At 60.8% G+C, this 12,942-nt stretch carries 12 protein-coding genes; 7 read left to right on the forward strand and 5 right to left on the reverse strand.

Annotation, left to right across the window (positions count from 1 at the left end):
- Nucleotides 1–45 precede the first annotated feature (45 nt).
- The gene (locus ACP15P_RS00785) at nt 46–534 is read right to left on the reverse strand and encodes a hypothetical protein (protein ID WP_424926584.1); all 489 of its coding nucleotides are present in this window, start codon (nt 532–534) and stop codon (nt 46–48) included.
- Between the two features lie 216 nt (nt 535–750).
- Between ACP15P_RS00785 and hemB the strand changes: the two genes are divergently transcribed.
- Both hemB and ACP15P_RS00795 read left to right on the forward strand, forming a co-directional pair.
- Nucleotides 751–1,758, forward strand: coding sequence for a porphobilinogen synthase (hemB, locus tag ACP15P_RS00790; RefSeq protein WP_424926585.1), 1,008 nt, complete (start codon nt 751–753; stop codon nt 1,756–1,758).
- Nucleotides 1,759–1,886: 128 nt separating this feature from the next.
- Nucleotides 1,887–2,447, forward strand: a complete 561-nt coding sequence (locus ACP15P_RS00795) for a lipid-binding SYLF domain-containing protein (RefSeq protein ID WP_424926586.1) — start codon at nt 1,887–1,889, stop codon at nt 2,445–2,447.
- Here the strand turns inward: ACP15P_RS00795 and ACP15P_RS00800 are convergent.
- On the reverse strand, nt 2,437–4,941 hold the full coding sequence (locus ACP15P_RS00800; RefSeq protein ID WP_424926587.1) for a penicillin acylase family protein: 2,505 nt from the start codon (nt 4,939–4,941) through the stop codon (nt 2,437–2,439). The genes ACP15P_RS00795 and ACP15P_RS00800 overlap by 11 nt on opposite strands.
- A gap of 96 nt (nt 4,942–5,037) precedes the next feature.
- Between ACP15P_RS00800 and ACP15P_RS00805 the strand changes: the two genes are divergently transcribed.
- The 5 genes from ACP15P_RS00805 (at nt 5,038) to ACP15P_RS00825 (ending at nt 10,486) form a co-directional block, all read left to right on the forward strand.
- Nucleotides 5,038–5,901: an NAD(P)-dependent oxidoreductase gene (locus tag ACP15P_RS00805; protein ID WP_424926588.1), complete on the forward strand. Its 864-nt coding sequence runs from the start codon at nt 5,038–5,040 to the stop codon at nt 5,899–5,901.
- Nucleotides 5,902–5,906: 5 nt separating this feature from the next.
- On the forward strand, nt 5,907–6,578 hold the full coding sequence (gene rpe, locus ACP15P_RS00810) for a ribulose-phosphate 3-epimerase (protein ID WP_424926589.1): 672 nt from the start codon (nt 5,907–5,909) through the stop codon (nt 6,576–6,578).
- Nucleotides 6,579–6,911: 333 nt separating this feature from the next.
- Nucleotides 6,912–7,910 (forward strand): diguanylate cyclase domain-containing protein, encoded by a 999-nt coding sequence (locus ACP15P_RS00815; RefSeq protein ID WP_424926590.1) that lies wholly within the window; start codon nt 6,912–6,914, stop codon nt 7,908–7,910.
- 230 nt (nt 7,911–8,140) lie between these two features.
- Nucleotides 8,141–9,622 (forward strand): SulP family inorganic anion transporter, encoded by a 1,482-nt coding sequence (locus ACP15P_RS00820; protein WP_424926591.1) that lies wholly within the window; start codon nt 8,141–8,143, stop codon nt 9,620–9,622.
- 12 nt (nt 9,623–9,634) lie between these two features.
- The gene (locus ACP15P_RS00825; RefSeq protein WP_424926592.1) at nt 9,635–10,486 is read left to right on the forward strand and encodes a universal stress protein; all 852 of its coding nucleotides are present in this window, start codon (nt 9,635–9,637) and stop codon (nt 10,484–10,486) included.
- A gap of 26 nt (nt 10,487–10,512) precedes the next feature.
- Here the strand turns inward: ACP15P_RS00825 and ACP15P_RS00830 are convergent, their stop codons facing one another.
- Genes ACP15P_RS00830 through ACP15P_RS00840 form a run of 3 tightly spaced genes read right to left on the reverse strand, consistent with a single transcriptional unit; the run spans nt 10,513 to nt 12,940 of the window.
- Complete coding sequence (locus ACP15P_RS00830) at nt 10,513–11,733, reverse strand: cysteine desulfurase (protein ID WP_424926593.1); 1,221 nt, start codon at nt 11,731–11,733, stop codon at nt 10,513–10,515.
- Nucleotides 11,726–12,343: a Yip1 family protein gene (locus ACP15P_RS00835; protein ID WP_424926594.1), complete on the reverse strand. Its 618-nt coding sequence runs from the start codon at nt 12,341–12,343 to the stop codon at nt 11,726–11,728. Before ACP15P_RS00835 ends, ACP15P_RS00830 begins: the two co-directional genes overlap by 8 nt.
- 12 nt (nt 12,344–12,355) lie before the next feature.
- Nucleotides 12,356–12,940, reverse strand: a complete 585-nt coding sequence (locus tag ACP15P_RS00840) for a YIP1 family protein (RefSeq protein ID WP_424926595.1) — start codon at nt 12,938–12,940, stop codon at nt 12,356–12,358.
- Nucleotides 12,941–12,942 lie beyond the last annotated feature (2 nt).

Raw genomic sequence — 12,942 nt, forward strand, 5'->3', positions numbered from 1 at the left:
GCGCGGGTTAAACCAACTCCGCGCCGCGCACAACCTCAACGGTTCCTACCCGGGAAAGGAGGAATGCGTCGCGGCGGCAAAGACCAGAGCGAACAGCATGGACACAACGGCAACCACCTGATGCCAGAACCGTCGCCGCGCCAGTATTTTGATCAGGGTGGCCCCCCTGAAATCGCGCTCCTGAATGCTCAGGGACGTCTGGATGGTCGAATAACCAATCCCAGTCAGCGGAAAGAGCAACAGAAACGCGGCCGTTGCGACCTCAACCCGCCACATGAAGCCGAGCACGAACATGCCCGAAAGCATGAACCCCACAAACAGTGCAAACAACGTCCCGGCTGACCGATGAAGCGCCGTGATACGGCGGCTGTGAACATGGGCGAGGAAATCCACCTGTTTGCTCACTTCAGGGGAGCGCTTGGCCCGCAAAATCATGTCATAGGGCACACCGATGGTGCGGTGTGTCACCACGGTCCAGATCAGCACGGTCAAAACCCAGTACCACAGGTTGATGAATCCGGAAGAACCAAACACCTTCTGAAAACAACTCCTGATTTACGGGTATGGCGGGCGGGTCGAAGTGCGCGTACTGTTGGCCACGGGGGGACGCTCAGGTCAATACGCAAACAGTGTTAATTATCCGCCCCAATTTAAGGCGCCCTGGGGTCGTGGCACATGGGTCACGCGAAATATCATCTTGAGCAGGGACGTCCCGCCATGCCAAACCGATGCGACAGATCCGGAGGCCAGATGATACCCACACCAGCTCCCTTTCCCGCCAGCCGTCCGCGCAGGCTGCGCCGCACCCTCTGGATCCGGGACCTGGTGGCCGAAACCCGCCTGACGCCGGAAGACCTGATCTGGCCGGTATTCATCCGAGAGGGTGAGGGTGAACGCGAGCCGATCCCGTCCCTGCCCGGCGTTGTGCGACATTCCATCGACAGCGCGCTTGAGGCGATCAACGAAGCCGCGAACTTCGGCATACCCTGCGTCTCGCTGTTTCCCTATACGGAACCCTCCGACAAGAACGCCGAGGCCACCGAGGCCTGGAACCCCGATAACCTCGTCTGCCGCGCCACCCGGGCCATCAAGCACCACATCCCCGACATTGGTGTCATGGTCGACGTGGCACTCGATCCCTACAGTTCCGACGGCCATGACGGCATCGTCCGCGATGGTGTCATCGCCAATGATGAAAGCCTGATGGCGCTGGAGCGGATGTCTCTGGTTCTGGCGGAATCCGGTGCCGATATTCTGGGGCCGTCCGACATGATGGACGGCCGCATCGGTGTCATACGACGGGCGCTGGAACGAAACGACTTCCAGGACGTGACCATCATGAGTTACGCCGCAAAATACGCCTCCTCCTTTTATGGCCCGTTCCGCGACGCGGTGGGCGCATCCGGAGCGCTAAAAGGCGACAAAAAGACCTACCAGCTTGATCCGGCAAATGGCGATGAAGCCATGCGAGAGGTTGCGGCCGACCTGGCCGAGGGCGCCGACATGATCATGGTCAAGCCGGGTATGCCCTATCTCGACATCTGCACCCGCGTTAAAACCTCGTTTGGCGTGCCGACCTTCGCCTACCAGGTCTCGGGCGAGTACGCCATGATCCAGGCGGCGGCGAACAATGGCTGGATTGACGGGGACCGGGCCGCTCTCGAAAGCCTGATCGCCTTCAAACGGGCCGGTTGCGACGGCATCCTGACCTATTTCGCGCCAAAAATCGCCGAAATGATCGCGCGCGAGCCGTTATAGGTCGCAGGACGCGCCCAAAAGGCCTCAAACCCGTTGGCCCGGACATGCAAACTGTATTAACATTGCCGCAGGCCGGCGTTATGACCGGCGACTGAGGCTGAAAACAGTGATTTCCAAGGAGCAGTCCCATGACGAACTGGACACGTCGCGGGTTTATCGTTGCAGCGGGCGCCGGCCTGGCCGCGTGCACGTCAGACCCGAAAGTACCATCCAACCCCCGGGCCGAACTCGACCGCAAGGTCGATGCCGCCCTCTCTGAACTGTATCAGACCGTCCCCGGCGCGTCCGAACTGGCCTCGCGCGCGGAAGGTATTCTGGTCATTCCGTCGGTCAAAAAAGCCGGTTTCTTTGCCAGCGGAGCCTATGGCGAGGGCGCGTTGCTGATCGGACCGGCGAAAGTGGACTACTACTCGCTGAGTGCCGCCGGTCTCGGCTTCACATTTGGCGCATCGGAATACAGCCAGGCGCTGTTCTTCCTGACCAAACAGTCCCTCGAGGATTTCCGCGTCGCGGACGGCTGGAAACTCGGCGTCGATGCCGCCTATGCCGTGCCCCGGAACGGAGGCGCTGCCGCGGGGGTATCCTCCACGCAGATCAACCGCCCCATTCAGGAGGTCGTCTTCAGCCAGAAGGGACTCCTGGCCGACGCGAGCTTCGCGGGCGGAAAATACAGCCGGATCATTCGCTGATCCCCTCCACCTCTCTCGGGCCAACGGTGATACGGGTGATCCCATCCGCACCGGCCCGGGCAAGGTCGGCATCCAGAGACATTGGAATATACTCCGACCGCCGCCACAGCGCGGCGAGGTCGTCATAGTGTCGTGACATCAGATGACCGCTCTGGCCGGTCGAGATAATGAACACACTCGAATCCGGATCCGAGAAATCATAGACGGCGCGCAGGCCGGAGCCGTGAATGTTCAGATACGGCTCCTCTCCCCGCCCGGTGGACTGACCACGAAGCATCGTGTGGTTGCCACCCGGCGTGCTCTGCCGGATGTTCACGAGGTAACTCAGCAGCTTGTTGCGACCGAGGGTCTGGTTCGCGTGGACGGCCTGATGCGCGTCCCCCCAGCGCCAGCTCTCAAGCCGCGGTCCAAACCGGCTCGAAATTTCCACAAGCGCGTCATCGAGCGACCTGCGGGCGATCTCCGAGCAGGTCTCCCTGGCCGAGGTCTGGATGACATCGCACCACACGGCGGCACCATTCACGTTACGGAACACCCGCTCAATGAAGGCGGGGTCCGGTTGCGCCACAAGCTCCACACTTGAGCCAAGCTCATCGACCGTCAGGCGCCGCTGCAGCGCCCGGATCCAGGCGGAGTAAATCAGCGGCTCGGGATCATGTTCCGACATGTCACCGCTCCAGTTCGCCAGGCGTTCAAGCGCCAGGCTCCTCTGAGCCGCCACACTGTCCGGCGGCGCGGCGTCGCCGGAATACCAAAGATCCCGCGCGATCAGGGGCAAAAGCGTTCGGGCCGCCTCCGACACGGTATCCGTCTGTATCTCAATGAAGCTTTCAAGCGTGTGAATCTCGCGCGCGGCAAGCAGGCCACCGGCACGCGCGATACGAACCGTATCTCCCCAGTCAAAGCTCAGATGATCGGGAAACACCGCGTCGGTGATGCGGTTGTTCGTGTTGACCACAATGCCACTCGGCGGATCGACCACCCAGGGATTACGCGCGAAGGGCCGCATGCCCTCCCAGTTATTCACGGAAAGCCAGCCCAGCGACGGGATGCGCCCCTTGCTTGTGCTGGCGGCGTTTCGCTTGGGCGCCGCTCCGGCCATTTGCAGCGCCACAGAGTTCTGGTCCGCCATCGTGACCATCTGCGACGGCGCCAGAAGATCCTCCGCCGCCTCGCGACCCTCGCGGATGGAACGCGCCCGCATCAGGTTGATGGAGGCCGCAACGGAGCGGTCCTCGCCGGTCAGGGCAGTCCAGGCCAGGCTCGCCACGTGGCCCGGCGGGGTGATGTGGGATTCATTGAAATGATCGCCCGTCAGAACCGGCCGTCCGTTGCGGGTGTATTTGAGCAGCACGGTTTCCTGTTCCTGCTCGCCGTCACTGCCGGGGCTGCCGATTTTGACGATGGCACTGCGCACCGCAAAATCGCGGTAGCCGGAGGGGGTCAGATACTGGTCGGGATTATCCGGGTTCAGTTTCTCGATATAGACGTCCTGGTCATCCAGATAGCTGGATGTCAGCCCCCAACCGAGGCTTTTATTACGACCGATCAGGATGGACGGAATGCCCGGAATGGTCCCGCCCATGACCGGCCCCTCCTGCAGATCCATGCGCGCCAGATACCAGATCGACGGAGCTGTCAGCATCAGATGAGGGTCGGTGGCGAGCAGGGTTCCCTGCCCCGCGGTCCGGGCTTTCGAGGCCGCAAACGCGTTGGATGCACCGGCCATTCCCACGCTACGAATGGGGCTGAGCGGATGGGGGTCGTTCACATCAAGGGATGCATATTCCGTACCTTCAAACAGGGCTGCAAGCTGCGGCAGTCCCATCACCGGCGCGTTTGTGGCCTCCGGCAGGATATCATCGACGCGTTCTTCCTTAAGTTGCAGCGACAGCCGCCCGCGCAGGATCTCACGCGACGCATGATCCGTCAGCTGCAGAGCCATCAGCTTTTGCAATGCAAGCGAATCCGCCGGGATCCAGGGGGCAATGGAGGCGTCGAACCAGAAAAGCTCCGGGGCGCCACGACCCAGTGCCTCCTTTTGGATGATGCGAAGCCAGGCATTTACGCCGTCGGCATAGGCCTCCAGGGCCGCCACCGTTTCCTCATCCTGAAAACGCACGGCATTTCGGGAATGGCCATACAGGTCAAGCGACCGCATGAGCACATCAATTTCAAAGGTGTCGCGTCCAAACACCTCCGACAGACGCCCCTGCGCCGTGCGCCGCATCACCACCATCTGCCACAGTCGGTCCTGGGCATGGGCCAGACCAAGGCCAAAAAACGCGTCATGGTCATTTTTGGCCAGGATATGCGGGATCGCATGCCGGTCACGGACGATCTCAAAATCCTCCTGCGGCCCGGACAGGACCAGATCGCGGTTGTAATCGGGAAGCGACTGGGAAAGCAGATAATGGATCAGGATCGCCGCAGCCAGAAGTACCATCGCCAACACGGCGAATATCCACATGACCAACCGAAACAGAAACGCCATCTACCCGCAGCCCCTTCTCTGGCGACTTGACGCTGCACCGATAGCAGGCCATGTGAACCGGTACAACGAAACACGAAGTGGTAAATGGGGAATAAAATGGCGCGTGTTGCTTTCATCGGACTTGGGGTCATGGGATATCCAATGGCGGGACACCTGGCCGCGAAAGGTCACGAGGTCCGGGTGTACAACCGAACCACCGCAAAAGCCGAAGCCTGGGTCGCCGAACATGGCGGATCTTTCGGCAAAACCCCAAAAGAGGCCGCTGAAGGCGCGGAGATCGTGTTCTGCTGCGTCGGCAATGATGACGACCTGCGCTCGGTCACGACCGGTACCAACGGTGCCTTCGAGGTGCTTGGCCCGGGTATCACCTTCGTGGACCACACCACGGCCTCGGCCGAGGTTGCCCGGGAACTGGCCGCCGCCGCGACTGAAAAAGGTGCAGGTTTCATCGACGCACCCGTTTCCGGCGGTCAGGCCGGTGCGGAAAATGGCGTTCTGACCGTGATGTGCGGCGGCGATGCCGAGACCTATGGCAAAGTTGAGGACGTCATCAACTGCTACGCCCGCTCCTGCCGCCTGATGGGCGAGACCGGCGCCGGTCAGCTGACGAAAATGGTCAACCAGATCTGCATCGCGGGCCTCGTACAGGGCCTGTCCGAAGGGCTCCACTTCGCCCAGAAAGCCGGTCTCGACGGTGAGGCGGTTGTCGATGTGATCTCAAAAGGCGCCGCAGGCTCCTGGCAGATGGAAAACCGGGGCAAAACCATGCTCGCGGACAAGTTTGAATTTGGCTTCGCCGTCGACTGGATGCGCAAGGACCTCGGCATCTGCCTCTCGGAGGCCAACAACAACGGAGCCTCCCTGCCCGTCACGGCACTGGTGGACCAGTTCTACAACGACGTTCAGAAAATGGGCGGCGGTCGCTGGGACACCTCCAGCCTGCTGCGCCGTCTGAAATGAGCGGTATGACCTTTTCCCGCGACCTGAAAATCGCACCCTCGATCCTGTCTGCCGATTTCGCCCGTTTGGGCGAGGAAATTCACGACATCGAGGATCAGGGCTGCGACTGGGTGCATGTGGACGTCATGGACGGGCATTTCGTGCCCAACCTCACCATCGGCCCCAATGTGGTCGCCGCGATCCGGTCCCATGTCAAAACGGTCATGGACGTGCATCTGATGATCGAGCCCGCCGATCCGTATCTGGAGGCCTTCGCCAAGGCCGGCTCCGACATTATCACCATTCATGCCGAGGCCGGGCCGCATCTGGACCGGTCGCTGTCAAGCATTCGCGACCTTGGGTGCAAGGCCGGTGTCTCCCTGACACCATCCACCCCACCCGAAGCGATCGAATATGTCATCGACCGCTGTGACCTCATCCTTGTGATGACCGTCAACCCGGGCTTTGGCGGCCAGTCATTTCTGCACTCCCAACTCCCAAAAATACGCAAACTGCGGGAGATGATTGGAGACCGGGACATCTGGTTGGAAATCGACGGTGGCGTAACACCCCAGACCGCACCGCTTTGCATCGAAGCCGGAGCCGACGCGCTGGTTGCCGGATCGGCGGTCTTCAAGGGTGGCACACCCGCCGATTACGGCAAAAACATGAAAGCGATCCGCGAGGCGTGTCGTTAGAAACCTGAGACCGGTTCATGCCTCTCGGGTGAACCGGCCCCCCCCCCCGGTTTCCACGAAGCCACCATTCCGAACTGAAACGGTACGCTTTAACCTTTCCCTAAGCTTCGCCACATACCTCTTATGCGCAACAGGACACCCCTTCGTGAAAAGGCAAATCGAGGTTACAGCATCGCTTCCGGCAGGTGAGCCTCCGTGCGGTCCGCACGCGATATCACCGTCAGGCATGTAAAACCGCGACGGTCTTTCCCGGTTCAGGTCTCCTGATTTCCGTCGGCGGCGCTTCCGCTCCGTCCGGCAACTGACACTCCGGATCGGGAGCGGAATGGACGTATGAAGGCCGCCGGACGAAAAACCCTCTACAACACTGAAATCCACGATCCCGCGCCGCTCGACAGCGACGAGGAAGTCCGCCGTCTCAAGGAGCGCATAGAGATCCTGGAATCCGTGGTCGAAAATTTTCCAGGCGGCATCTCGGTCTTCGACAGCAGTCTTCAGATGGTTCTGTGCAATGCGCAGCAGGTCGACATGCTCGACTATCCCGAAGCGCTTGTAACCGGCGGCCTGCCCAAAATGGAACAACTGTTTCGGTTCAACGCCAGCCGCGGCGAATACGGACCCGGCGACGTTGAGACCATTGTGAAGGAACGCATGGAGCTTGTCGAGAAACAGATCTCGCACCGGTACGACCGTCAGCGCCCCAATGGAACGGTGCTGGAAATTCAGGGCGAACCGCTGCGGGGCGGTGGCTTTCTGACGGCCTATTTCGATGTCACAGACATCCGCAGAAATCAGGACATGGTCGCGCATATGGCGCTTCATGATCCCCTGACCGGCCTTCCGAACCGGACCAAATTCAGCGACCGGCTGGAGGCCGCTGTAGCGCTTGCGGCCCGCGGGGTTGGAATGGCCGCACATTTTCTCGATCTGGACAGGTTCAAGCTCATAAATGACGGCCTAGGGCATCAGGCCGGTGATCATTTACTGAAACTCGCGGCTGAGCGGCTGCAGACGGCGGTCCGCGACTGCGACACTGTTGCCCGCATCGGCGGGGATGAATTCGCCATCGTGCAGACGCAGGTCAAATCCCAGGAGGATGCGGAGGTCCTCGCAAGGCGGATACTCGACCGGATTTCCGAACCCTACCACATTGGCGATGATGTCGTGACGATCGGATGCAGCATCGGCATCGCGATTGCCCCCCAACACGGCACCAAACCGGACAAGCTGATTTCACGGGCGGATACGGCCCTCTACCGCTCCAAGGATGGCGGGCGAAACCGTTTCACCTTCTTCCATAACGAGGATGAAACCTGGGATGCGGCCTCCTGACCTGTGAAAATCTGACGCCGTAAATGGCCGTGCGGACAAAACCTGCCGTTTAATCTGCATCAAAATCACGGTTCCCGCGCAAATTAACGACGGAACGTCCCCCAAGGTTGACACCCCTGGCAATCCTGCACAGAAGGTCCGCCTGAAGCGGGCCTAGGCCCGCGCATGTCCGGCCGAACCGCCGGCACCCCCCAATACCGGCGACATCCATCCGACGAGAGGCAGGCATCATGAACCTACACGATCTTAAACACCAATGGTTCGGCAACGTGCGTGCCGACATACTGGCCGGGATCGTGGTCGCCCTGGCTCTTATCCCTGAGGCCATCGCATTTGCCATCATCGCCGGCGTGGACCCGAAAGTCGCGCTCTATGCGTCATTCTCCATCGCCGTTCTGATCGCTTTTACCGGCGGTCGCCCCGGCATGGTGTCAGCCGCCACGGCCGCCACGGCCGTTCTTATGACCACCCTCGTCCGGGATCATGGCCTGCAATACCTGCTCGCCGCAACCGTGCTGGCCGGGCTTTTGCAGATCGTTGCCGGATTCATCGGGCTGGCTCAGGTCATGCGGTTTGTCTCACGCTCCGTGATGACCGGATTCGTTAACGCGCTGGCAATTCTCATTTTTATGGCGCAGCTGCCCGAGCTGACAAACGTGCCGATGCTGACCTATGTGCTGGTCGCCGTTGGTCTGGGCATCATTTACGGCGCGCCTTACGTGACCAAAGCGGTGCCCTCGCCGCTGCTCTGCATCATCATCCTTACGATCGTCAGCCTGGTTTTCGGGTTCGACGTCCGAACCGTGGAGGATCTTGGGGAACTTCCGGACACCCTGCCGATTTTCCTGATCCCCGACATCCCGCTCACGTTTGAGACGCTTCAGATCATCTTCCCCTATTCGATCGGTGTGGCCGCCGTGGGTCTGCTGGAAAGCCTCATGACCGCGCAGATCGTGGACGAACTGACCGACACCACCTCCGACAAAAACCGCGAATGCCTGGGCCAGGGCGTCTCCAATACCGTCACCGGGTTCCTGGGCGGAATGGCGGGCTGTGCCATGATCGGTCAGTCCATCATCAACGTGAAATCCGGCGGTCGCGGGCGTCTGTCCACCTTCACCGCGGGTGTGGGCCTTCTGTTCATGATCCTCGTGCTCAACGACTGGGTCAGCAAAATTCCCATGGCTGCTCTCGTTGCCATCATGATCATGGTCAGCATCGGTACCTTCAGCTGGTCCTCGATCAAAAACCTGCGTGACCATCCGCGGTCGTCCTCCATCGTGATGCTGACGACCGTGGTTCTGGTGGTCTTCACCCACAACCTCGCCATTGGCGTTCTGGCGGGTGTTTTGCTCTCGGGCATTTTCTTTGCCGGCAAGATCGCACAGATATTCAAGGTCACGTCCCAGGCCTCCGCGGACGGACGCGAACGGCACTACAGGGTCACGGGCCAGCTCTTCTTCGCAAGCGCGGACGCGTTCTCGAGTTCCTTTGACTTCAAGGAGGTGCTTGACCGCGTGAAAATTGACGTCAGCCAGGCCCATATCTGGGATATTTCATCGGTTGCGGCCGTGGACATGGTTGTGCTCAAATTCCGCCGGGAAGGCACGGAGGTGGAACTCGTGGGCATGAACGAGGCGTCCGAGACAATAGTGGACAAACTCGGCGTCCACGACAAACCCGGCGCCATGGAAGACTTGCTCGGTCACTAGGGGGAAAAACCAATGAAAATCATGACATTTGTCGACGGCTCCTCCTATTCGGCGAGCGTCTGCGACCACACCATCTGGGCCGCGAAACGCATGGAGCTCCCGGTGGAGATCTACCACGTGATCGGCCGCCGCGAACCGTCAAGCATCCCTGCGGACCTCAGCGGCAGCCTCAATCTTGGCGCGCGCAGTGATCTGCTCGAAAAACTCGCCGCCTCCGATGCGGAGCGGGCCAAGCTCACTCACGCGCGCGGCCGTCTGATCCTTGAAACCGCCAGCGAACGCATGCGCGCCGCCGGCATCGAGCGGATCGATGAACGTCTCCGCAATGAGGACATCGTCCAGACCATCACCCGGTTCGAGGAGGAAAGCCGCGCGATTGTGGTCGGCAAACGCGGCGAGGCCTCATCACAGGCGCACGACCATATTGGCTCCAACCTGGAGCGCATTCTGCGCGTCGCAACCCGCCCCGTGCTGATCGCCAACCGCGCCTTTCAGCCGATTGAGCGCTATCTCATCGCCTTCGACGGCAGCCGCAGTGTGATGAACTCGGTTGAGCGCATCTCCACGGGCACCCTGCTCAAGGGCCTCCACTGCCGCCTGCTGCATGTCGGATCGGAAACCCCGGCGATGCGGGAGAAGATGGAGGGCGCCCGGGCGCTGCTCCTGAAAAACGCTTCCGATGTCACCATCGAGTTCCGTCAGGGCGAACCCGAAAAAACCATCGCGGAGGCCGTAGAGGGCGGTGGTGCGGACCTTCTGGTAATTGGCGCCTACGGCCACCGCCGTCTGCGCCGCCTGTTCCTCGGCTCCACCTCGGCCACCATGGCGCATATGTGTAAGGTGCCGGTGATGATCTTCCGCTAGAGCACGGAAGATCGAAGGCTAACGCCTCAGGAAAACAGCTCGTGGCAGGTCTCAAGCGCCGCCACGAGCGTATCCACCTCCGCACGGGTATTGTAGAGACCGAACGATGCCCGGCAGGTCGCAGGCACACCGAGATGCTCCATCAAAGGCTGTGCGCAGTGATGCCCGGCCCGCACCGCAACACCCTTGCGGTCCACGACGGTTGAAATGTCATGGGCATGAGCCGGCCCCTGAAGCGTGAACGAGAAAATCGCGCCCTTGTCCGGCGCCGTTCCCTGGACGTTCAGCCAGTTCAGCCCGCTGAGACGGCTCTCGGCATACTGGCGAATGTCCTGCTCATGGGCCGCAATGTTCTCCATACCCAGCCCGCTCATGTAATCGAGCGCCGCGCCCAGACCAATGGCCTGAACAATACCGGGGGTGCCCGCCTCAAACATCATCGGCGGATCATTGTAGGTGATGGCATCACGCCCCACGTCACGGATCATGTCGCCGCCGCCCATGAACGGCCGCATTTCCTGATAACGTTCACGCCGCACGTAGATGGCACCCGACGCGGTGGGGCCATAGAGCTTGTGGCCGGTAATGGCATAGAAATCACAACCCAGATCGGCCACGTTGACCGGCATATGGACCACGGCCTGCGACCCGTCTACCAGTACCGCCACACCTTTTTCGCTGGCCGCATCACAGATCGTTTTGATGTCCACGACCGTTCCCAGAACGTTGGACATGTGCGTAATCGCAATCAGTTTGGTGCGTGGTGTGATCGCATCAATCACCACCTGTGGATCAAGCGAGCCATCCGCCGCAGTCTCAACCCAGTTCAGAATCACGCCCTGACGTTCCCGCAGGAAGTTCCACGGCACAATATTCGCGTGATGCTCCATCACTGACAGCAGAATCTCATCTCCTGCCTCAAGCCGCGGCGCGGCCCAGGACTGCGCCACCATGTTGATACCCGCGGTCGAGCCGGTGTTCAGGACGATCTCCTCCTCATGGGCCGCCCCGATGAACTTCTGGATGTTGCCCCGCACGGCCTCATACTTTTCCGTCGCGAGGTTGGAGAGGTGATGCAGTCCGCGATGCACATTGGCGTACTCATTCGAATAGGCCTCCGTCACCGCGTCGATCACCGCCTGCGGCTTCTGCGCCGACGCACCGTTGTCGAGATACACCAGCGGCTTGCCATGCACCTCCCGCGACAGGATCGGAAAGTCCTTCCGGATGGCCTCTACATCATACATCGCCTACTCCCTGCGGCACCATTCCCAGTCCGCTCAGAACCGAAATCAGGCCGAATGTCATAACCATCGCCGTCAGAAACACCAGTACGGCGACCGCAAAAAAATTCTTGAACCCGTGCAGTTCAGCGATGAACACCGTCATCGCCCAGATCACCCAGTTGAACAGCAGGAAAGACACCAGCAGCGCCAGCGGCGGCAGCAGCCAGACCACGACCGACTGCACCAACTGCAACAGGATCATCACCGTATTGATCCAGACAATCGTCGTGAATGCGCCTTTCAGGGTCCCGTGCCCACCACAGAGCCGCCCAACCCCGGTGATCAACGCCGCAATCACCACCAGGTTAATCAGCTGCGTAACAACAATCAGTACCGGCATCCCGCCAAAAAACAGGATCAGCGGGTCACCCGCCCCGGGCATCAGCAGCGCGCCGATCCAGGTAATCACCGCCCCGAGACAGGAAACCGCGACCGCCGCCTCAAGCAGAATTGAGAGCGGCAGATCCCAGGTGACCACCTGCCGCGCCGCGTCACGCGGACGGAAAATGCTCAGCCGAAACAGCCCGACCCAGTCCATATCGTCACCACCGTCTTTATGTTCTGAAGCCATCACGCCACCCGATCACAACATCCAACGCAGCGAAACCGGCAGGACAAACAGCAAAACCCCTAGCGGCAACAGCATCCCAACCGCACTCCGCAGGCTTTCCACCACCGCAAAGTTCACCGACAGCCACCAGACCCAAAACAAAACGGCCGCAATCCCCAGCACATCACGCACCGCACCCGCCGCTGCCGGAGCACCGTAGTCCAGCGCAACACCAATCAGCGACACCGGGATCGTCAAAACCGCAACCTGCAACAGCGACCAGAAGAGCGCCGTCCGCGCCCCCAGCCACGACCCCGTGCCGCCCACAGCCCTGGCCACCAGGTGCAGAACCGGCGCCACCGCATAGAAGATCAACGGCGCCACGAACATCATGCCAAAGAAAAACGCCGTCACGGAGATCGTATTGGCGTCCGGATCATCAATCGCCGGGGACACCCGGAGAGCATTCGGCGTGCTGGCCACAAAAAACAACAGACAGGCCAGCATCAGGTAGATCAGGGCCCTCGCTTCCGAGAGCCCGCCTTCCACCAGCCGGGTCATCACGACCTTTGGTTTGCGCCAGGAGGTCGCAATGGTCCCAAACAGGCTGGGGGACATGG

The sequence above is a fragment of the Amaricoccus tamworthensis genome (genome assembly GCF_049800875.1).
GTDB lineage: Bacteria > Pseudomonadota > Alphaproteobacteria > Rhodobacterales > Rhodobacteraceae > Amaricoccus > Amaricoccus tamworthensis.

Bases quoted from the DNA above. Each gene is read 5' to 3' on its own strand.
- ACP15P_RS00820 (WP_424926591.1), top strand. From the start codon at position 8,141: ATGAACCTACACGATCTTAAACACCAATGGTTCGGCAACGTGCGTGCC.
- ACP15P_RS00835 (WP_424926594.1), bottom strand. From the start codon at position 12,343: ATGGCTTCAGAACATAAAGACGGTGGTGACGATATGGACTGGGTCGGG.
- ACP15P_RS00800 (WP_424926587.1), bottom strand. From the start codon at position 4,941: ATGGCGTTTCTGTTTCGGTTGGTCATGTGGATATTCGCCGTGTTGGCG.
- ACP15P_RS00795 (WP_424926586.1), top strand. From the start codon at position 1,887: ATGACGAACTGGACACGTCGCGGGTTTATCGTTGCAGCGGGCGCCGGC.
- ACP15P_RS00830 (WP_424926593.1), bottom strand. From the start codon at position 11,733: ATGTATGATGTAGAGGCCATCCGGAAGGACTTTCCGATCCTGTCGCGG.
- ACP15P_RS00840 (WP_424926595.1), bottom strand. From the start codon at position 12,940: ATGTCCCCCAGCCTGTTTGGGACCATTGCGACCTCCTGGCGCAAACCA.
- ACP15P_RS00825 (WP_424926592.1), top strand. From the start codon at position 9,635: ATGAAAATCATGACATTTGTCGACGGCTCCTCCTATTCGGCGAGCGTC.
- ACP15P_RS00805 (WP_424926588.1), top strand. From the start codon at position 5,038: ATGGCGCGTGTTGCTTTCATCGGACTTGGGGTCATGGGATATCCAATG.
- ACP15P_RS00815 (WP_424926590.1), top strand. From the start codon at position 6,912: ATGAAGGCCGCCGGACGAAAAACCCTCTACAACACTGAAATCCACGAT.
- hemB (WP_424926585.1), top strand. From the start codon at position 751: ATGATACCCACACCAGCTCCCTTTCCCGCCAGCCGTCCGCGCAGGCTG.
- rpe (WP_424926589.1), top strand. From the start codon at position 5,907: ATGACCTTTTCCCGCGACCTGAAAATCGCACCCTCGATCCTGTCTGCC.